Source organism: Ancylobacter dichloromethanicus (genome assembly GCF_018390645.1).
GTDB classification, from domain to species: Bacteria; Pseudomonadota; Alphaproteobacteria; order Rhizobiales; family Xanthobacteraceae; genus Ancylobacter; species Ancylobacter dichloromethanicus.
On the sequence record NZ_JAHBGC010000020.1, the window covers coordinates 575,599 to 594,093 of the forward strand.

General features: G+C 66.3%; 18 protein-coding genes and 1 riboswitch. Of the genes, 6 read left to right on the forward strand and 12 right to left on the reverse strand.

The window, feature by feature from the left end; genetic code table 11:
- Positions 1-50: 50 nt before the first annotated feature.
- The 4 genes from KHC23_RS11410 to rpsU all read right to left on the reverse strand — a co-directional run bounded on the left by KHC23_RS11410 (position 51) and on the right by rpsU (position 1,290).
- On the reverse strand, positions 51-239 hold the full coding sequence (locus KHC23_RS11410; protein WP_213372539.1) for a hypothetical protein: 189 nt from the start codon (positions 237-239) through the stop codon (positions 51-53).
- A gap of 48 nt (positions 240-287) precedes the next feature.
- Positions 288-512 (reverse strand): hypothetical protein, encoded by a 225-nt coding sequence (locus KHC23_RS11415; protein ID WP_213372540.1) that lies wholly within the window; start codon positions 510-512, stop codon positions 288-290.
- Between the two features lie 112 nt (positions 513-624).
- The gene (locus KHC23_RS11420) at positions 625-834 is read right to left on the reverse strand and encodes a cold-shock protein (RefSeq protein WP_213372541.1); all 210 of its coding nucleotides are present in this window, start codon (positions 832-834) and stop codon (positions 625-627) included.
- 183 nt (positions 835-1,017) lie between these two features.
- Complete coding sequence (gene rpsU / locus KHC23_RS11425) at positions 1,018-1,290, reverse strand: 30S ribosomal protein S21 (protein ID WP_213373220.1); 273 nt, start codon at positions 1,288-1,290, stop codon at positions 1,018-1,020.
- Positions 1,291-1,836: 546 nt separating this feature from the next.
- Here rpsU and KHC23_RS11430 point away from each other — a divergent pair.
- From KHC23_RS11430 to KHC23_RS11440, 3 genes are all read left to right on the forward strand, one after another.
- Positions 1,837-2,205, forward strand: a complete 369-nt coding sequence (locus KHC23_RS11430; RefSeq protein ID WP_213372542.1) for a response regulator — start codon at positions 1,837-1,839, stop codon at positions 2,203-2,205.
- A gap of 83 nt (positions 2,206-2,288) precedes the next feature.
- Positions 2,289-2,502, forward strand: a riboswitch (cobalamin riboswitch).
- Positions 2,503-2,622: 120 nt separating this feature from the next.
- Positions 2,623-5,499, forward strand: coding sequence for a ribonucleoside-diphosphate reductase subunit alpha (locus KHC23_RS11435; protein ID WP_213372544.1), 2,877 nt, complete (start codon positions 2,623-2,625; stop codon positions 5,497-5,499).
- Positions 5,500-5,519: 20 nt separating this feature from the next.
- Positions 5,520-6,641, forward strand: a complete 1,122-nt coding sequence (locus KHC23_RS11440) for a ribonucleotide-diphosphate reductase subunit beta (RefSeq protein WP_213372546.1) — start codon at positions 5,520-5,522, stop codon at positions 6,639-6,641.
- Between the two features lie 39 nt (positions 6,642-6,680).
- Here the strand turns inward: KHC23_RS11440 and zigA are convergent, their stop codons facing one another.
- From zigA to KHC23_RS11455, 3 genes are all read right to left on the reverse strand, one after another.
- Positions 6,681-7,895, reverse strand: a complete 1,215-nt coding sequence (gene zigA / locus KHC23_RS11445) for a zinc metallochaperone GTPase ZigA (protein ID WP_213372548.1) — start codon at positions 7,893-7,895, stop codon at positions 6,681-6,683.
- 182 nt (positions 7,896-8,077) lie between these two features.
- Positions 8,078-9,427, reverse strand: coding sequence for an MFS transporter (locus KHC23_RS11450; protein ID WP_213372550.1), 1,350 nt, complete (start codon positions 9,425-9,427; stop codon positions 8,078-8,080).
- 154 nt (positions 9,428-9,581) lie between these two features.
- On the reverse strand, positions 9,582-9,725 hold the full coding sequence (locus tag KHC23_RS11455; RefSeq protein WP_213372552.1) for a hypothetical protein: 144 nt from the start codon (positions 9,723-9,725) through the stop codon (positions 9,582-9,584).
- Positions 9,726-10,373: 648 nt separating this feature from the next.
- On the opposite strand from KHC23_RS11455, the gene oxlT reads away from it, so the two are divergent.
- Positions 10,374-11,681 carry an oxalate/formate MFS antiporter gene (gene oxlT, locus KHC23_RS11460; protein ID WP_213372554.1) on the forward strand — a complete coding sequence of 436 codons (1,308 nt, stop codon included), beginning with the start codon at positions 10,374-10,376 and terminating at the stop codon, positions 11,679-11,681.
- 76 nt (positions 11,682-11,757) lie between these two features.
- On the opposite strand, the gene KHC23_RS11465 is transcribed toward oxlT, so the two are convergent.
- From KHC23_RS11465 to KHC23_RS11475, 3 genes are all read right to left on the reverse strand, one after another.
- Positions 11,758-12,555: a carbon-nitrogen hydrolase family protein gene (locus KHC23_RS11465; protein ID WP_213372555.1), complete on the reverse strand. Its 798-nt coding sequence runs from the start codon at positions 12,553-12,555 to the stop codon at positions 11,758-11,760.
- Positions 12,555-13,610 carry an agmatinase gene (speB, locus tag KHC23_RS11470; protein ID WP_213372558.1) on the reverse strand — a complete coding sequence of 352 codons (1,056 nt, stop codon included), beginning with the start codon at positions 13,608-13,610 and terminating at the stop codon, positions 12,555-12,557. Before speB ends, KHC23_RS11465 begins: the two co-directional genes overlap by 1 nt.
- A gap of 123 nt (positions 13,611-13,733) precedes the next feature.
- Positions 13,734-14,477, reverse strand: coding sequence for an alpha/beta fold hydrolase (locus tag KHC23_RS11475; RefSeq protein ID WP_213372560.1), 744 nt, complete (start codon positions 14,475-14,477; stop codon positions 13,734-13,736).
- 188 nt (positions 14,478-14,665) lie between these two features.
- Between KHC23_RS11475 and KHC23_RS11480 the strand changes: the two genes are divergently transcribed.
- On the forward strand, positions 14,666-16,054 hold the full coding sequence (locus tag KHC23_RS11480) for an ethanolamine ammonia-lyase subunit EutB (RefSeq protein WP_213372562.1): 1,389 nt from the start codon (positions 14,666-14,668) through the stop codon (positions 16,052-16,054).
- Positions 16,051-16,863 (forward strand): ethanolamine ammonia-lyase subunit EutC, encoded by an 813-nt coding sequence (eutC, locus tag KHC23_RS11485; RefSeq protein ID WP_213372565.1) that lies wholly within the window; start codon positions 16,051-16,053, stop codon positions 16,861-16,863. Before KHC23_RS11480 ends, eutC begins: the two co-directional genes overlap by 4 nt.
- A 67-nt stretch (positions 16,864-16,930) precedes the next feature.
- Here the strand turns inward: eutC and KHC23_RS11490 are convergent, their stop codons facing one another.
- Positions 16,931-17,302 carry a hypothetical protein gene (locus KHC23_RS11490; RefSeq protein ID WP_213372566.1) on the reverse strand — a complete coding sequence of 124 codons (372 nt, stop codon included), beginning with the start codon at positions 17,300-17,302 and terminating at the stop codon, positions 16,931-16,933.
- A 114-nt stretch (positions 17,303-17,416) separates the two neighbouring features.
- Positions 17,417-18,445: a L,D-transpeptidase family protein gene (locus KHC23_RS11495; protein WP_213372568.1), complete on the reverse strand. Its 1,029-nt coding sequence runs from the start codon at positions 18,443-18,445 to the stop codon at positions 17,417-17,419.
- Positions 18,446-18,495: the final 50 nt, after the last annotated feature.

An 18,495-nucleotide genomic window follows, 5' to 3' on the forward strand; every position in this document is an offset into this window, starting at 1 on the left:
GCGCGACCATCGACGCAGCCGACCAACGCGGCGAGCCGTCCCGACGCTGCCTACTTCTCGGAGCGACCGGCTTCCGCATCGTCGATCATCGACTCGACGGCGCCGATGGCAACCTCAAGATTGGCGATCTTCTGGATCGTCTTGTCGGAAGGCAGGCTGTCGATGTCGGCGGCCAGGGAGATCAGTTCGCGCTGCACGGCAAGCAGGCGGCTTCGAAGAGCTTTGAGTTTCGTGGTCATGGACTCGCTTCGTGCAGCAGGCAGGGGGCAACCTCCGGCAGGGTGCCGCTATCGCTTGACGGTACGGCGCGTCGCCTTCGGCGGGGGCTTGGCGACGGCCCGCTCAGCAGCCTCCTGCGCCAATCGCGCCTCGCGCAGACGCGCAATCTTCGCCTCACGAAGGGTCGATTCCTGCTCGATCATCGACATGGCGATACGGGACACGGATTCGGCCTTGCTCTCGGACTGCGAGAGCTTCGGCTTGAACAGTGTCTCCGGCGCACGCTTGGGCATGCTGCGACTCCCTTCGTAAACGCAAAAAAGGCCGGGTTTCCCCGGCCTTCCCACTAATGCCTCGACGGCCAGTGCCAGTACATCCGTGGTCAAAGACCGGAGGCAATATTCCTCACGCAGCCTTGAGGCTGCCGGCCGAGCTCTTGCCGCTGCGGCGGTCGGTCTCGAGCTCGTAGGAAACCTTCTGGCCTTCGTTCAGGCCCATCATGCCGGCGCGCTCAACGGCCGAGATGTGCACGAACACATCCGGACCGCCGTTATCCGGCTGAATGAAACCAAAGCCCTTCTGGCCGTTGAACCACTTCACAGTACCTGTCGCCATGACTAAATCCTTTCAGTCGACATAGAGATTTGACTGCCCGCACGCGTACGGACACTCAGGTTGACATCGATTTGAGAGGAAGTTCGCTACGGCGCAAGTTGCGCAAAACAAAGTTCAACGTCCAAGATCGATGTGTCATCGTACAGAAAGTTGCTTGCTGGTGCAACCCCTGCATGATCTTTTTTACTCGGCGGCCGCAGGCGCCGGGCGCGGCTGCCCACGGGGCACCATCGGCTTCTTCTTCGGCGCGGCGATGAGGCCTTCGCGGATGGCCTGCTTGCGGGCGGCCTTCTTGGCACGCCGAATCGCCTCGGCCCCTTCACGGGTGCGGCGCTCGGAAGGCTTCTCGTAAGCCCGGCGCGCCTTCATCTCCCGGAAGATGCCTTCGCGCTGCATCTTCTTCTTCAAAACCCTCAAGGCTTGCTCGACATTGTTGTCGCGAACGAGGACCTGCAATTCTTGTCCGATCACATGCAGCACAGCTGCTGGTTGGGCGGCTTGTCGGAACTGACGATGCAGCCTCTTGGAAGGCGCAGAAGCCGATGATTGAAGCTGCGGCCCGGGGGCCGCAACGTCTCCAAGCTCTACATAGCCTGATCACGCCACCGACAACAAGCCGCGAGAGCGGCCTCGAGATCGGCAAAGGAATGCCGGCTCGAAAGATTGATCACGCCAGCGTCGATCTCGGCGGCGAAAATAGGCCAGTATCGTTCGATGGCGCTGTTCAATTCGCGGCCTGCGCAGAGACCGCTCGCCCGCAGCCCGATCTCGCATATCGCTCTGGCGCGATCCTCGATTCCGTTCATGCGGGTACAGTAGCAGACCCTCGTCGAGGGGCAATGCGCGCGGGACAGGTCTCACGACGCATACCCCGTGGTCGCCACGCATCCGTGATCAATAAAACGGGCCGCGGCGTAGAAAAAAAGGATCATTCGTCCCCGCACCGCGTTTGAACCCATAGTTCCAGCGCACTCCATCGCGCCGGCACCGGGGTTTACGGGTATGCCAATCGCTGTGCTGGTGGTCGAAGACGAGGCGCTAATCCGCTTTGACATCGCCGATTATCTCGCCGACAGCGGTTTCGAAGTGCATGAGGCGGCCGGGGCCGATCAGGCGCTGGCGATTCTGGAGGCCAATCCGGCGATCCGGCTGCTGTTCACCGACATCGACATGCCCGGCAGCATGGACGGGCTGAAGCTCTCCGCGGCGGTCCGCGACCGGTGGCCGCCGGTGCACATCATCGTGACCTCCGGCCACCGTTATGTCGACCGCTCCGAGCTTCCCGACGGCAGCATGTTCGTCGCCAAGCCCTACACCCTGTCGGACATCTTACGGTCGATGCGCACGCTGATCGGGCGTGAGCGGCACTGAAGCCGGCCGCTTCGTGCAGGGGGAAGAGGCGGTCTCCATCATCTGGCGCGACCCAATATATTGACGCCGACAATCGACAGATGCCTATATGTAGGCGTCACGGTCCTTCGAGTCGCAGGGTTCGAAGGCTAAGAGGGAAGCCGGTGCGATACCGGCGCTGCCCCCGCAACTGTAAGCGGCGAGTACATGTCCAGCCCTCAGCCGAAGGCGAGGGGGCCACTGGAGCCAAGGCTCCGGGAAGGCGGGCAGGTGCGGCGAGCCGCGAGCCAGGAGACCTGCCGTGACCGCGATAGATCGTCCTCGGGCGGGGTGCCCCGGTGGAACGCTGTGGTCATGTGACCCGGCTCCCGTGCCGGGCCCGCGCGCCATGTCGTCCCCGGCAAGCCCCGTCCCTTATGCCACGGGGTTTTGCTGCCGATGTCTCCCAGTCTCGAAGCCGAACGTGCCGGCGCCCATGCGCCGGTTCCTCACGCCACCTCGCCGTCATCGGCCGCGACGCCCGGCTACCAGGTCATCCGCCGTAACGGCGCGGTGACGCCGTTCGATGCCTCCAAGATCGCGGTGGCGCTGACCAAGGCCTTCCTTGCCGTCGAAGGCGGCAACGCCGCCGCCTCGCGGCGCGTTCACGACATCATCGAGGAACTGACGGGGCAGATCCTCGGCGGGCTGACGCGACGCGCCGATGCCGGCCGCACCTTCCACATCGAGGACATACAGGACCAGGTCGAACTCGCGCTGATGCGCAGCGAGCACCACAAGGTGGCGCGCGCCTATGTGCTCTATCGCGAGGAGCGGGCGCGCGAGCGTGCGGCGGCGAAGGTCGCGCCTCCAGTGGCGCCGTCGCTCTCCATGGTGGCGGCCGATGGCGCCCGCGTGCCGCTCGACATGGCGCGGCTGCAAGCGGTGGTGCGCGAGGCGACCGACGGCCTCGCTGACGTTTCGGCCGAGACCATTCTCACCGAGACGCAACGCAATCTCTATGACGGCATCAGCCAGGACGAACTGGCGCTGGCGCCGATCCTCGCCGCACGCACGCTGATCGAGACCGAGCCGAACTATGCCAGGGTTTCCGCACGGCTTCTGGCCGACAAGCTCCGCCGCGAGGCGCTGAGCTTTCTCGACGGCCGGCCGGCGCAGGCGACGCAGGCGGAGATGGCCGCACGCTATCGCGACTATTTCCGCGCCTATCTGAAGCGCGGCATCGCCGAGGAACTGATCGACCCGGAACTCGCCCGCTTCGACCTCGACGAGATCGCCGGCGCGCTGCTTCCCGAGCGCGACCTGCAGTTCGACTATCTCGGCCTGCAGACGCTCTATGACCGCTATTTCCTGCACGCGCGTGGCACCCGTTTCGAGCTGCCGCAGGCCTTTTTCATGCGCGTCGCCATGGGCCTCGCCTTGCGCGAGATCGACCGCGAGGCGCGGGCGATCGAGTTCTATCGACTCCTGTCGTCGTTCGACTTCATGGCCTCGACGCCGACTCTGTTCAATGCCGGCACGCTGCGCCCGCAGCTCTCCTCCTGCTTCCTCACCACGGTGGCGGACGATCTCGACGGCATCTTCAAGGCGATCAAGGACAATGCCCTGCTGGCGAAATATTCCGGCGGGCTCGGCAATGACTGGACCCAGGTGCGCGGCCTCGGCGCCCATATCAAGGGCACTAATGGAGAGAGCCAGGGGGTGGTGCCGTTCCTGAAAGTGGCCAACGACACCGCCATCGCGGTCAATCAGGGCGGCAAGCGCAAGGGCGCGGTCTGCGCCTATCTCGAAACCTGGCATGTCGACATCGAGGAATTCCTCGATCTGCGCAAGAACACCGGCGACGACCGCCGCCGCACCCATGATATGAACACAGCCAATTGGGTGCCGGACCTGTTTCTGGAGCGGGTGGAGGCGGACGGGCCGTGGACCCTGTTCTCGCCCGACGAGACGCCAGACCTGCACGACCTCACCGGAGCCGCCTTCAAGGTCGCCTACGAGGCCTATGAGGCGCGGGCCGCGCGCGGCGAGATGAAGGTGTTCCGGCAGCTTCGGGCCATCGACCTGTGGCGGCGCATGCTGACCCTGCTGTTCGAGACCGGCCACCCCTGGATCACCTTCAAGGACCCGTGCAACATCCGCTCGCCGCAGGGCCATGTCGGCGTGGTGCACTCCTCGAACCTGTGCACCGAGATCACGCTGAACACCTCGGAGGACGAGGTGGCGGTGTGCAATCTCGGCTCGGTGAACCTGTTGGCGCATGTCACGCCGGACGGTCTCGACCGCGAGCGGCTGGCGCAAACGGTGAGAACCGCCATGCGCATGCTCGACAACGTGATCGACATCAATTTCTACACCATCCCCGAGGCGCGCCGTTCCAATCTGAGGCACCGCCCGGTCGGGCTCGGCATCATGGGCTTTCAGGATGCGCTGCAGGCGCTGCGCATCCCCTATGGCTCGGAGGCGGCCGTGCGCTTCGCCGATGCGAGCATGGAGGCGGTGAGCTTCCACGCCATCGGCGCCTCCTGCGACCTCGCCGATGAGCGCGGGCGCTATCCCTCCTTCGAGGGGTCGCTGTGGTCGCAGGGCGTGCTGCCGATCGACAGCCTCGACCTGCTGAGCGAGGCCCGGGGCGGCGCCGATTTCGACCGTTCCTCCACGCTCGACTGGGACGGCCTGCGCGCGCGGGTGACGACCACCGGCCTGCGCAACTCCAACTGCATGGCTATCGCGCCCACCGCGACAATCTCCAATATTTGCGGCGTGTCGCAGTCGATCGAGCCGGCCTATCAGAACCTGTTCGTGAAATCGAACATGTCCGGCGACTTCACCGTGGTGAACGCCGCCCTCGTGCGTGACCTCAAGGCGCGCGGCCTGTGGGACGAGGTGATGGTCTCCGACCTCAAATATTATGACGGCAGCGTCGGCTCGATCGACCGCATTCCGGACGATCTCAAGGCGCTCTACGCCACCGCCTTCGAGATCGAGCCCGCCTGGCTGATCGAGGCGGCGGCGCGCCGGCAGAAATGGATCGACCAGGCGCAGTCGCTCAACCTCTATGTCGCCAATCCCTCGGGTCGGAAGCTGGACGAGACCTATCGGCTGGCATGGAGGCGCGGGCTGAAGACGACCTATTACCTGCGCTCGCGCTCGGCCACCCATGTCGAGAAATCGACGCTGAAGGGCACGGACGGCAAGCTCAACGCGGTTGCCTCCGGCGCCTTCCCGGCGGTTGCCGCGCCGATAAGCCTCGCGGAGAGCGCCTTCGGCCCGGCCTGCTCGATCGACGATCCCGACTGCGAGGCCTGCCAGTGAGCCGGGAAGGAGACACGCACATGCTCGACTGGTCCGATACCAAGCCCGCTCCCGCCCCGCTGCATCCCGCCTTCGTGCCGCCTGCCGTCGACGCGACCGGACTCGGCGCCATCGCGCGCGGCGCCGCCCGGGTCAGCGTCGACGAAAAACGCATGATCAATGCCCGCGCCGACGTGAACCAGCTTCTCCCGCTGAAATACAAATGGGCGTGGGAGAAATATCTCGCCGGCTGCAACAATCACTGGATGCCGACCGAGGTCTCCATGCAGGCCGACATCGCGCTGTGGAAGTCGCGCGACGGGCTGACCGAGGACGAGCGGCGCATGCTGAAGCGCAATCTCGGCTTTTTCGCCGCATCCGAGTCTCTGGTCGCGAACAACATCGTGCTGGCGATCTACCGCCACCTCACCAATCCCGAATGCCGGCAATATCTGCTGCGTCAGTCATTCGAGGAGGCGGTGCACACCCACACCTTCCAGTACATCGTGGAAAGCCTCGGCCTCGACGAGGGCGAATTGTTCAACATGTATCGCGAGGTGCCGTCGATCACCGACAAGGCGGCGTGGGCGCTCAGGCACACGCAGAGCCTCGATGATCCCGCCTTCGCCACCGGCACGCCCGAGGCCGACCAGCGGTTCCTGCGCGATCTCGTGGCCTTCTACGTCGTGTTCGAGGGGATGTGGTTCTACACCGGCTTCGCGCAGATCCTCTCGCTCGGCCGGCGCAACAAGATGGTCGGCATCGCCGAGCAGTACCAGTACATTTTGCGCGACGAGAGCATTCATCTGAACTTCGGCATCGACGTGATCAACCAGATCAAGATCGAGAATCCGTATCTCTGGACGCCCGCTTTCCAGGACGAGGTGCGGGCCATGCTCAAGGATGCCGCCGAACTGGAGGCCGCCTATGGCAGGGACACCATGCCGCGCGGCTTCCTCGGTCTGAACGCAGGCCTGTGCGAGCAATACATGCACGTCATCGCCAACCGCCGCTGCGCCCAGCTCGGCCTTGCTCCCGTATTTGCGGAAGCCGAGAACCCGTTCCCCTGGATGAGCGAGGCGATGGACCTCAAGAAGGAGAAGAACTTCTTCGAGACCCGCGTGATCGAGTACCAGAATGGCGGCGCGCTGGCGTGGGATTGAGTGCGGGCCCGGCGGTGTCGGCCACCGCCGGGTGTCGCCTCAGGCCGGCACACGCTCCCACTCCGGGAACGGGTCGGGCAGGTGCTTCAGCGGCTCGGGATCGAACAGGGCGGGCCTGAGCGGGCCGACGAGGCAGTCATCCAGCGCCGCGTGGATCGCCGCCTCGTCCATGTTCACGCCGATGAACACCAGTTCCTGCCGGCGGTCGCCATAGCCGGGCGTCCAGTGCTGGCGCAGCCACGAGCGCCAGTCGGCCTGCGTCGGCCAGTGCTCGGTGGGGATCGCCGCCCACCACTGGCCGATCGAGCCGGTGCGGCAGATGGCGCCGGCCAGCGACATCTCGCCCACGCGGCGCGGCCGGGTGGCCAGCCAGAACAGCCCCTTGGCGCGCACCAGCCCCGGCCAGGTACGGGCGAGGAAGGCGTTGAACTTTTCCGGGTGGAACGGCCGGCGGGCGCGGTAGACGAAGCTGGAGACGCCATATTCCTCGGTCTCCGGCACATGGTCCCTGAACCCGTTCAGCTCCTTGAACCAGGTCGGGTGCTCGTGCGCCTGCTCGAAATCGAAGCGGCCGGTGCCGAGAATGTCCTTCATCGGCACATTGGCCCGGTCGGTCTCGATGACGAGTGCGTCCGGGTTCAGCGCCTTCACCACCGCCCGCACTTCCCGGCGCCGGGCAGGGGCGACATCCGAGACCTTGTTGAGCACGATGACGTCGGCGAACTCGATCTGGTCGGTGAGCAGGTCGACCAGTGTGCGGCTGTCCTCCTCGCCCGCCACCTCGCCGCGGTCGCGCAGGAAGTCGCGCGAGCCGAAATCCCTCAGCAGGTTGGCGGCGTCGACCACCGTCACCATGGTGTCGAGCCGGGCGATGTCGGAGAGCGAGAAGCCGTCCTCGTCGCGGAACTCGAAGGTGGCGGCGACGGGCAGCGGTTCGGCGATGCCGGTGGATTCGATGAGGAGATAGTCGAAGCGGCCTTCATCGGCGAGGCGCCTGACCTCGGCGAGAAGATCGTCGCGAAGGGTGCAGCAGATGCAGCCATTGGTCATTTCGACCAGCTTTTCCTCGGTCTGCGAGAGGTTGGCGCCGCCCGAACGCACCAGCTCGGCGTCGATATTCACTTCCGACATGTCGTTGACGATCACCGCGACGCGCAGCCCTCCGCGGTTGGCCAGCACATGGTTGAGCAGGGTGGTCTTACCGGCCCCCAAGAAGCCGGAAAGAACCGTGACCGGAAGGCGGGTATCGGGCATAGGCGCGCTCCACATGCGAAGTGATACAATGTATCATTTACATGTGAGGGACGCTGTTGCAAGCCCTGGTGCCAGGTAGACGAGGGGGGTAGACGACGGGGGCAGAAGAGCGGGCGGGGGCGGCCACGCGCCGCTCGCCCCCACCGTCCGCGAGGCTTTCCGGCTGACGTCTGGTCTTGTTGCTACGCCTCGATGTCGATGTCGCGTGTCTCGCTGCCGAGGAGCAGGGCGAGGAGGGTGATCGCTGCCATTGCCGAGAGGTAGACGCCGACCCAGAACGGGCTGCCGCCACCCCACGCCCACAGCGCCACGGCGATGAAGGGGGCGACCGCTGCGCCGAGGATGGACGAGACGTTGTAGGCGATGCCCGAGCCTGTATAGCGCACATTGGCCGGGAACAGCTCCGGCAGCAGGGCGCCCATCGGTCCGAAGGTCATTCCCATCAGGCTGAAGCCGAGAATGAGCCAGGCCATGACGCCCACCGGGCCGGCGGCCAGCATCGGCACCCAGGCGAGGCCGAAGGCGATGATGGCCAGCGTCACCCCGATCAGCGTGCGGCGGCGGCCCCAGCGTTCCGCCCACGGGCCCGAGAGCAGGGTGAAGATGCCGAAGAACACCACGCCGATGATCATCATCAGCACGAAGGTCGTGTAGTCGTAGCCCAGCCCCGGCAGGGCGGCGCCGGTGCCGGCGCGGCCATAGCTCAGCGAGAAGGTGGTCATCAGGTAGAACAGCACATAGGTCGCCAGCATGTAGAAGGTGCCGAGCACCAGCTGGCGCGCATGGGTGCGGAACACCGAGGCCAGCGGCAGCTTGTGCACCTTGCCGGCGGTGACCGTCTTCCTGAAGGCGGTGCTCTCGACGAGGTTGAGGCGCACCCACAGGCCGACCGCGACCATGACGATGGAGAACAGGAAGGGGATACGCCAGCCCCAGTCGAGGAAGGCTTGCGAGGGGCGGGTGGGGTCCTCGGACGGCAGGATGGCGGCAATGATCAGGAACAGCCCATTGGCGAGGATGAAGCCGAGTGGCGCGCCGAGCTGGGGAAAGGTGCCATAGACGGCGCGTTTGCCGGGAGGCGCGTTCTCGGTCGCCACCAGCGCCGCGCCACTCCATTCGCCGCCGAGCGCGAAGCCCTGCGCGAGCCGCATCACCACCAGAAGCGCCGGTGCCAGCCAGCCGACCTGGTGGAAGGTCGGCAGCAGGCCGATGAGGAAGGTGGCGATGCCCATGGTGAGCAGCGCGCCGACCAGCGTCACCTTGCGCCCGCGCTTGTCGCCGAGATGGCCGAAGAAGATCGCCCCGGCCGGGCGCGCCACCATGGCGGCGCCGAAGATGGCGAAGGAGGCGAGCAGGGCGGTCGTGTCGTTGCCGGCCGGGAAAAACAGATGCGGAAACACCAGCACCGCAGCGGTGGCGTAGACGTAGAAATCGTAGAACTCGATGGTGGTGCCGATCAGGCTCGCCAGAACGACGCGGGAGCGGGGATTGGCGACGGCGCCGGCGTGCCCGGCGGCGAGGGTGGACGACATGAAGGGCTCCGAGGCGGCAGGCCGTTCCAGCCGTGTCGGCGGCCGGTATAGGCGGGCAGGGGGATCGGAGGCCCTTCTAGACCACCCCGCCGCCAAAAGCAGCCGGCGGCGTCATCGTTTTGCGATCACGCCGCCCCGGCCCTGTCTGCCGTGCTCAGCCCGGCGGATCGACCTTCACGCCCTGCGGGCCGACTTCGATCTGCAGCGAGTTCTGGTCCCTCTCATAGGCGCGGTAGGCGAAGAAGCCCGCCACCACGGCAAGGACGACGACGGCAAGAATCAGGACATTGCGGTTCATGGTTTTCCCCGGTTCGCGTCGGCCGTCGCTTAGTGTCGCGACACCCGAGCGGTAACAGAACGCGACAGCGGGCCTTCGGGTTCCGCTTCGCCGCACCGAGGCACCCCTCCCGGCCACGCCGCCATCGTCTTCCGCTACGGATAACGCAGCGGATGCCGCAAGGCTGTGTCCGCACTACCGAGCGCTCGCCAATGACCGGCGCATGAAAAACGGGTTGATCCGCTCCCATGCCATTGCGGCAGACGCGTTCGCGATCCTCGTTCGTGGCCAGGCTCATCCTGCCCGTCCGCGTCGCGTGGCGATGAATGGATCGTCTTTACTTTCCGGACGAAACTCCGCCCCGCACAATACATCAAGCGTATAGGCATTGGCGTTAGGTCAATATACCTTGGTATATTTTATGTTGAATCCCGTTCTGTTGATGATATCTATCATGTCGACGTCATTGTTCTGCCTGAGGGCAAAGCATTCACGTTCTTGCACGGCGCGTGATGACGTTTGGTAAGGCTGAATGGATGGCCTTTACGTGAATTCGATGGGCCGTTGCTTGAGATTCGATTGATAGCTGCCGCGCATTCGAGGGCGGCAAAAGAGGCACGAAGCAGCCGCCAAGAGCTGTGCGACACCCATCAGGTCGAGGATACGTCAATGGATACGAGCAAGACGAGCGCACGCCCCTGGGAACCCTGGTTCCAGCTTGGCTGCGGCATTCTCTGCATGGCGATGATCGCCAATCTTCAATATGGCTGGACGCTGTTCGTCGATCCTATCGACCAGGCGCATGGCTGGGGCCGCGCGGCGATCCAGACCGCCTTCACCATCTTCGTGCTGACCGAGACCTGGCTGGTGCCGGTCGAGGCGTGGTTCGTCGATCGCTACGGCCCGCGGCTGGTCCTTAGCTTCGGCGCGGTGATGATCGCGCTTGCCTGGGTCATCAATTCCTATGCCGGTTCGCTCACCATGCTCTATGCGGGCGCGGTGTTCGGCGGCATCGGCGCCGGTTCGGTCTACGGCACCTGCGTCGGCAACGCGCTGAAATGGTTCCCCTACCGGCGCGGCCTTGCGGCTGGCGCCACCGCCGCCGGCTTCGGTGCCGGTGCGGCGCTCACCGTGGTGCCGATCGCCCATACCATCGCCGCGCATGGCTACCAGACGGCGTTCTTCTGGTTCGGGCTGGGGCAGGGGCTGATCGTCCTGATCGCCGCGCAGTTCCTCTATCCCCCCAAATTCAAGATCGCCGCTCCGAAGAAGGCGCTGCGCATTCCGCAGAGCCGGATCGACTACCAGCCCTCGCAGACGCTGACCAAGCCGGTGTTCTGGCTGCTCTATCTGATGTTCGTCATGGTGGCCTCTGGCGGCCTGATGGCGGCGGCGCAGATCGGCCCCATCGCCCATGATCTCGGGGTCGCCGACACGCCGGTGAGCATATTCGGCATCTCGGCCGCGGCGCTGACCCTGGCGATCTCGCTCGACCGCATCTTCGACGGTTTCGGCCGGCCGATCTTCGGCTATTTCTCCGACCGCATCGGCCGCGAGAACACCATGTTCATCGCCTTCGGCACGGCGGCGGTGATGCTGCTGCTGATGGTCTATCACGGCTCGAACCCGCTGGTGTTCGTGCTCGCCACGGCCGGCTTCTTCGGCGTGTTCGGCGAGATCTACTCGCTGTTCCCCGCCACCTGCGGCGACACGTTCGGCTCGAAATTCGCCGCCACCAATGCCGGCATGCTCTACACCGCCAAGGGCACGGCGGCGCTTCTGGTGCCGATCGCCAGCGTCGTGGCGGCAACCTACGGCTGGTACGCGGTGTTCGCCATCGCGGTGGGCCTGAACGCGACGGCCGCGCTGCTCGCCCTTTTCGTGCTGAAGCCGCTGCGCACCCGCTTCATCGCCCGTACCGCGGTCGAGGCGGACGCGGCCCCGGTGACCGTCGGGCGCGAGTCGCCCGCGCACTGAAGCTAGACAGCCTTGAGAGCGTATCCCGGACGGCCGAGAGGCCGATCCGGGATCGCTCTTTCGAGAATTGGCGGGGTCAGGGGATCAGCCGCGCATAGACCTCAGGCCGGCGGTCCGGCACATGGGTATTGAGCGCCCGCGCCTCCCGCAGGCGATCAAGGCCCAGATCGGCGAAGAGCAGTTCTTCGCCTTCGCTTCCGAGGACGAGGTTCCCGCCCATCGGGTCGCCGACACAGCTCAGCCCCATATAGTCGAGTTCCCCCTCGGCGCCGCAGCGATTGGCGTAGGCGACGAAGAGCTCATTCTCGAAGGCGCGCGACGGCACGACGAAATAGGAGACCGCGTCATAGGGCTTCATGTTCGCCGTCGGCACCAGCACGAGGTCGGCGCCGGCGAGGGCGAGTGCGCGCACGGCCTCGGGGAACTCCACGTCGTAGCAGATCAGCATGCCGACCTTGTAGCCGGCAAAGTCAGCCAGCGCCGCCGAGCCTTCGCCGGGCGTGAACATCGCCCGGTCGAGATCGCCGAACAAGTGTGTCTTGCGGTAGTTTAGTAGCGTCGTGCCGTCGCGCCCGAGCAGCAGGCACGAATTGTAGACCGTGCCGCCGCCGAATTCCGGGTAGCCGTAGCAGAGGCCGATATTGTGGGCGCGGGCGATGCTCGCGGCCCGGCGGGCGCTCGGCCCGTTGAAGGTCTCCGCCTTGGTCCGGGCGGCATGGCGGCCGATATTGTAGCCGGTGAGGAACATCTCCGGCGCGACCAGAAGGTCGGCACCGCGCTGCGAGGCGGCCGCCGCGGCGGCGTCGAGCCGCTCCAGATTGGCGGCGGGATCGTTTGAAGGATCTCCGGCGGTCTGAAAGAGTGCCAGCCGCATCACCGCTCCTTCCGCGCCTTGAGAGCGGTCACCGACAGGCAGAAAATCTCGAACAGGACCTGTGCCGCCGCATGGGCGGTGTTGGAGGTCGCGTCATACTGGGGCGCGACCTCCACCACGTCGCCGCCGACGACATCGAGCCCGTTCAGCCCGCGCAGCAGTTCCAGCACCTCGCGCGAGGTGAGACCGCCGATTTCAGGCGTGCCGGTGCCCGGCGCGAAGGCGGGATCGAGGCTGTCGACGTCGAAGGAGACATAGACCGGCCCGTCGCCAAGCACCTGCTTCGCCTTCGCGATGATGGCCGGCATGCCCGTGCCGGTGACCTCCTCGGCGTGGATGACGGTCATCCCGCTGTCATAGGAGAACTCCCAGAGGAATTCGGCGCCGCCGCGAATACCGATCTGGATGGTGCGGGTGGGGTCGAGCACGCCGTCCAGCACCGCGTTGCGGAACGGGCCGCCATGGTGGAACTTGGCGCCCTCATAGGTGCCGGAGGTATCGCAATGGGCGTCGATGTGCAGCATGCCGACGGGGCGCTTCTCGCCGACCGCCTTGAGGATCGAGCCGGTGATGGAATGATCGCCGCCGACCGATAGCGGGATCACCCCGGCGGCGACGATCTTCTTGTAGAACGCCTCGATGTCCTCGTGGCAGGAATCGAGGCTGAAGCGTGAGCGGAACGGCACGTCGCCGATGTCCGCCACCTTCGCCTCGGCGGCGGGGACCATGTTCAGAACGTGCTCATACGGCCCGATCCGCTCGATGGCGCGCACCGCGCGCGGGCCGAGGCGGGCGCCGGCGCGGTTGGTGACGCCGAGGTCCATCGGCACGCCGACCAGCGCGACGTCGAGGCCACCGAAATCGGCCTGTTCCTGCGCGTCCGGGCGATAGGGCGCGTCGAGCAGGGTGGCGGCGCCGGCCCACGGCCAGACCCGCTTCTCGCCGTCCTTGAACTGGAGCTCGGCGACGCGCTTGAACGTCTCGTCATAGACCACGCCGCCACCGATGCCGGCATATTTCGCCCGCAGTTTCTCGAGCTTTTCCTGGTCGGACATCTGCGCCTCTTTGTGAGCTTTCCGGCTTCTGGAAGTCCGGTCAGGCTAGCGTGTGCCGGCCCGGCCGGGGAAGGGGCAAGAGGTGTCCCTTTGCAGGATCGGCGGTGGTGTGGCGCCGCGGGCTCAGCGGATGTTCAACAAGATCTCTGCCACCGCCTCCGGTGCGCTGAGGAAAGGCGAATGGCCGGTGTCGAGTTGATGCACCTGCGCCCCCGGCACCGCCCCCTGCATCTCCCGCTGCACGGCCAGCGGCAGGCCGCGATCCCTCAGGCACTCGATATAGTGCCGGCGCAGCCTGCCGAAGCGGTGCGGCGTGACGGCGGACACCGCCGCAAACGGCGCGTGCGGGGTGACGCGCACCAGATTGGGCAGGGCGCGGTCGATGTCGTGCTCGGTGCAATCGGAATAGAGCGAGCGGGCGATGAGGTCGCGGCGCGCGAGGTCGAGCCCGAGCCCTTCCTTGCCGAGCCGCAGCATGCCCTGCGTCTCGACGATGGCGGGATCCTTCAGATAGGCCGGCGTCATGACGAAGTCGCGCGCGGTCTTGCCGTTCGGGGCCATGAAGCCGGTGAGGTAGACCAGCGCCTCGATGCGCTCGGGCATCTCCTCGCCCAGCCAGGTGCAGGTCGCCCCGCCGACGGAATGGCCGACCAGGATCGCCTTGCCCTCGATCTCCTCCAGCGCGGCGCGCACCGGCGCGGCATAGATGGACATGTCGGTGACGGCGGCGGTCGGGGTCGGGTCGAAGCCGTGGCTGGCGAGGTCGGGCGCAATCACCGCATGGCCGGCGGCGCCGAGCAGGTTCGCCACCTTCTGGAAGCAGCCGCCCCAGTGCCAGGAGCCGTGGATGAGAATGAAGGTTGCCATGGGGTTTCCTCAAGCAATGCGTGGCGCGTGGTAGCGGCCAGCGCGCGCGGCGTCCAGCCTGGCATGCCAGCCATGGACAGGGGGATTCGGCCTGTCCGGCGGAAGTCGGGCTTTGCCGGCGCCCGCCGGCGGGGTACATTTTGCGCATGGCGCCGCGTTGAGCAAAGGGCGCCGGAAGGACCGCACTTATGGCCTATCGCATCGTCGCCGGATCGCAGACTTACGCCTTCGCCGATCTGAAGGACCTGATGGCGAAGGCCACGCCGCCGCGTTCCGGGGACATGCTGGCCGGCATTGCCGCCGCCTCGGCGGAGGAGAACGTCGCCGCCCGCATGTGCCTCGCCGACGTGCCGTTGGCCGCCTTTCTCAACGAGGCGCTGGTGCCTTATGAGGAGGATGAGGTCACTCGCCTGATCATCGACAGCCACGATGCGCAGGCTTTCCGCCCTCTCTCGCACATGACCGTGGGCGATTTCCGCGACTTCCTGCTCTCCGGTGCGGCGACCAGCGCGGTGCTGGCGTCGATCGCTCCCGGGGTGACCCCGGAAATGGCGGCGGCGGTGTCCAAGCTGATGCGCAATCAGGACCTGATCGTGGTCGCCAAGAAGTGCCGGGTGGTGACGAAGTTCCGCAACACGATCGGGCTGCCCGGCACGATGGCGGTGCGGCTTCAGCCCAACCACCCGACCGACGATCCCGCCGGCGTGACCGCCTCCATCCTCGACGGCCTGCTCTATGGCTGCGGCGACGCGGTGATCGGCATCAACCCGGCCTCCGACAGCGTGCCGGTGCTCAGCGAGCTGTTGAAGCTGATCGACGGGATCATCCAGCGCTTCGACATCCCGACCCAGGCCTGCGTACTCACCCACGTGACGACCTCGACCGAGGTGATCGGTCGCGGCGTCCCGGTCGACCTCGTCTTCCAGTCGGTGGCGGGCACGCAAGCGGCGAATGCCTCGTTCGGAATCGACCTCGCCGTGCTGAAGGAGGGACATGAGGCGGCGCTGTCGCTGAACCGCGGCACGCTGGGCGACAATGTGATGTATTTCGAGACCGGACAGGGCTCGGCGCTCTCCGCCAACGCCCATCACGGTGTCGACCAGCAGACGCTGGAGGCGCGCGCCTATGCGGTGTGCCGGCCGTTCAAGCCGCTGCTGGTGAACACCGTGGTGGGCTTCATCGGGCCGGAATATCTCTATGACGGCAAGCAGATCATCCGCGCCGGCCTGGAAGACCATTTCTGCGGCAAGCTGATGGGCGTGCCGCTGGGTTGCGATGTTTGCTACACCAACCACGCCGAGGCCGATCAGGACGACATGGACACGCTGATGACGCTGCTGGGCGCGGCGGGCGTCACCTACATCATGGGCATTCCCGGTTCCGACGACGTGATGCTGAACTACCAGTCGACCTCGTTCCACGACCAGCTCTACCTGCGCGAGGTGCTGGGCCTGAAGCGGGCGCCGGAATTCGAGGCGTGGCTGCAGCGGATGGGCATCACCGAGCCGGATGGCAGCTTGAGGAAGCAGCACGGCATGCACCCGCTGCTCGCAGCTGCGCCGGAGCTCGCGGCATGAGCGATCCGGTGGCGGACGGCGATCTTCCCGCCGATTTTGTGATCGAGGATGCGTGGCGCCGCTTGGCCGGCGTCACCCCGGCGCGGATCGCGCTGGGCCGGGCCGGCACCGGCCTTCCGACCCGCGAGGTGCTGCGGTTCGCGCTGGCGCATGCGCAGGCGCGCGATGCGGTTCACATGCCGTTCGATTCCGCCCGCATGGCGGGGGAAATCGCGGCCCTCGGCTTCGAGACCATCGAGGTGAGCTCCGCCGCCCCGGCGCGCGACGCCTATCTGCGCCGGCCCGATCTCGGCCGCCGGCTCTCGGACGAAAGCCGAGCGTTGCTAGGGACTTGGACGGGGGAGCCGGTGGATGTCGCCATCGTCGTCGCCGACGGTCTGTCCTCCACCGCCATCCATGCGCAGGCCGTGCCGTTCCTCGCCGCGTTCAAGGCGCGGATCGCCGAGGCGGGGTGGAGCGTGGGGCCGGTATGTATCGCCAATCAGGCGCGTGTGGCGCTTGGGGACGAAGTGGGCGAACGGATGAAGGCGAGTGCCTGCGTGGTGCTGATCGGCGAGCGGCCGGGCCTGTCCTCGCCGGACAGCCTCGGCCTCTACCTCACCTTCGCCCCCCGCGCCGGGCGTTCGGACGCCGAGCGCAACTGCATCTCCAATGTGCGCGGCGAAGGGCTTTCGCACGCGCACGCCGCCTTCAAGCTCGCCTGGCTGCTGAAGCAGGCGCTGGCGCGCCGGCTGACCGGGGTCCACCTGAAGGACGAAAGCGACCTGCTGCTGGTCGGCGGAAAGCCACCACCGGCGCAGATCGGATAATCCAATTGGCCGAATCGGTTGGAGGCCGGTGTTGCCACGCCGGTCGAGCCGGGTCGCGGGGCGGACGCTACTTCTTGCGACCGAGTTCGTCGTCGAGCCAGTTGTCCGCCTGCGCCATGCGCTTGAAGATGAAGGGCACCGCCCGCAGGCGGTTGACGACGGGTCCCTTTTCCCACACGTCGCCATGCTCGAAACCCATCATGATGGTGTAGCGGGGCAGGGTGAGGAAGGGCAGGCGCAGCCTCTCCGACTTCACCACCACGAACTCCATGTGGAGCGAGGGCGCGGTGAGGTAGTAGAGGCCTTCCGAGGGCTCGTATTTGGCGGAGAGCTTCGGCGCCACCGCCGGCGTGCCCTGCCGGATGGCGGCGAGGTCTGCCTCGGTGAAGGGAAGGCGCTTGAGATGGCGGGCGGTGGCCAGCATCTCATTGGGGGTCATTCGTGTAGCCATATCGCCTCATACCGTCGGATGAGACGCCTATCTGCCGCAAACCGGCAGCAGTGGGAAGGCCTTGCCGGCGCGCCAGCGTCATCAGGCAGGTGTCGCGCCGTACTATTGCGCCGTATCGCCTTCCTCATAGCCCTGCTCAGGCCCCCTGTAGGGGTCGGCGAGGGCAGCGGTCGGCTCGCTGACCGGTATCCTGGCACTTGAGGCCATGGCGGCGAGTTTCTGCGGGCCGGAGCGGCGCAGCACATCGCGGAAGCTGGGATGCATGCCGCCATCGACATAGGCGGCGTTGGCCGGCGGGTACGTGGCGGAAAGCTGGGCGATGCTCTGCTCATCCTGCGCCTGCTTGCTGGCAGCCGCCAGCAGTGCCGAATCCGGGGCGACCATCGGGCAGGGCGCGAGCGGATCGGTCGGTTCCGGCGCTGGCTGAGTCCCCGGGGTGAAGCGGTAGCGTCCACCGCAGGCCGAGACGTTGGGCGGCACCCGGGTGACCGCGAACAAGTCCGCGCCTTGCTTCAGGTTGCGCCAATAGGCCATGTTCGGATCGGTGCGGTGCTCGGCGAAATTCGCTGGCGTCATGCGGAAGGGCAGGGACTGCACCTGAAAGCCCGGCTGCCCGGCGGCGAGCGCCTCGCGCGCCAGCGCATAGACCTCGCCGACCCCGTCATTGGTCATGGCATAGCACCCGGCGGAGGTGCAGGCGCCATGCACCATCAGCGCGCTGCCGCTATAGCCGAGGGCCCGCTCCAGATCGTTGGGATAGCCGAGATTGAACGAAAGGTAATATTGCGAGCGCGGATTCAACTGGCGTTGCGTCACCGTGTAGAAGCCCTCCGGCGCCTGACGGTCGCCCTCGCGGGTCTTCGGGCCGAGTTTGCCGGACCAGCGGCACAGCGGGTAGGTCTTGAGCAGGGCGTAGCGGCCGGAGGTGGTGCGCTTCCACACCTCCAATTCGCTCTCCTGCTTGTAGATGCGCACCATGATGGGGTCGTCCGGGCTCATGCCCCTGGCCGCCATTTCCTGCATCAGCTTCTGCGGAATGGGGATGGAGCCGCGGTCGTCGCCCTCGATATTCGCGCAGCCGGCGACGAGGAGGGCGAAACAGAACAGGAGGGCGGTGCGCAACAGGTTCATGAGAGTCCGGCTAGCGGCGCAAGAAGGCGGATCGACGGCAGCGCCGTGCT

Excerpts from the sequence above, each read along its gene's own strand:
- KHC23_RS11410 (WP_213372539.1), bottom strand. The coding sequence starts at position 239 with ATGACCACGAAACTCAAAGCTCTTCGAAGCCGCCTGCTTGCCGTGCAG.
- KHC23_RS11415 (WP_213372540.1), bottom strand. The coding sequence starts at position 512 with ATGCCCAAGCGTGCGCCGGAGACACTGTTCAAGCCGAAGCTCTCGCAG.
- KHC23_RS11420 (WP_213372541.1), bottom strand. The coding sequence starts at position 834 with ATGGCGACAGGTACTGTGAAGTGGTTCAACGGCCAGAAGGGCTTTGGT.
- KHC23_RS11430 (WP_213372542.1), top strand. The coding sequence starts at position 1,837 with ATGCCAATCGCTGTGCTGGTGGTCGAAGACGAGGCGCTAATCCGCTTT.
- KHC23_RS11435 (WP_213372544.1), top strand. The coding sequence starts at position 2,623 with ATGTCTCCCAGTCTCGAAGCCGAACGTGCCGGCGCCCATGCGCCGGTT.
- KHC23_RS11440 (WP_213372546.1), top strand. The coding sequence starts at position 5,520 with ATGCTCGACTGGTCCGATACCAAGCCCGCTCCCGCCCCGCTGCATCCC.
- zigA (WP_213372548.1), bottom strand. The coding sequence starts at position 7,895 with ATGCCCGATACCCGCCTTCCGGTCACGGTTCTTTCCGGCTTCTTGGGG.
- KHC23_RS11450 (WP_213372550.1), bottom strand. The coding sequence starts at position 9,427 with ATGTCGTCCACCCTCGCCGCCGGGCACGCCGGCGCCGTCGCCAATCCC.
- KHC23_RS11455 (WP_213372552.1), bottom strand. The coding sequence starts at position 9,725 with ATGAACCGCAATGTCCTGATTCTTGCCGTCGTCGTCCTTGCCGTGGTG.
- oxlT (WP_213372554.1), top strand. The coding sequence starts at position 10,374 with ATGGATACGAGCAAGACGAGCGCACGCCCCTGGGAACCCTGGTTCCAG.
- KHC23_RS11465 (WP_213372555.1), bottom strand. The coding sequence starts at position 12,555 with ATGCGGCTGGCACTCTTTCAGACCGCCGGAGATCCTTCAAACGATCCC.
- speB (WP_213372558.1), bottom strand. The coding sequence starts at position 13,610 with ATGTCCGACCAGGAAAAGCTCGAGAAACTGCGGGCGAAATATGCCGGC.
- KHC23_RS11475 (WP_213372560.1), bottom strand. The coding sequence starts at position 14,477 with ATGGCAACCTTCATTCTCATCCACGGCTCCTGGCACTGGGGCGGCTGC.
- KHC23_RS11480 (WP_213372562.1), top strand. The coding sequence starts at position 14,666 with ATGGCCTATCGCATCGTCGCCGGATCGCAGACTTACGCCTTCGCCGAT.
- eutC (WP_213372565.1), top strand. The coding sequence starts at position 16,051 with ATGAGCGATCCGGTGGCGGACGGCGATCTTCCCGCCGATTTTGTGATC.
- KHC23_RS11490 (WP_213372566.1), bottom strand. The coding sequence starts at position 17,302 with ATGACCCCCAATGAGATGCTGGCCACCGCCCGCCATCTCAAGCGCCTT.
- KHC23_RS11495 (WP_213372568.1), bottom strand. The coding sequence starts at position 18,445 with ATGAACCTGTTGCGCACCGCCCTCCTGTTCTGTTTCGCCCTCCTCGTC.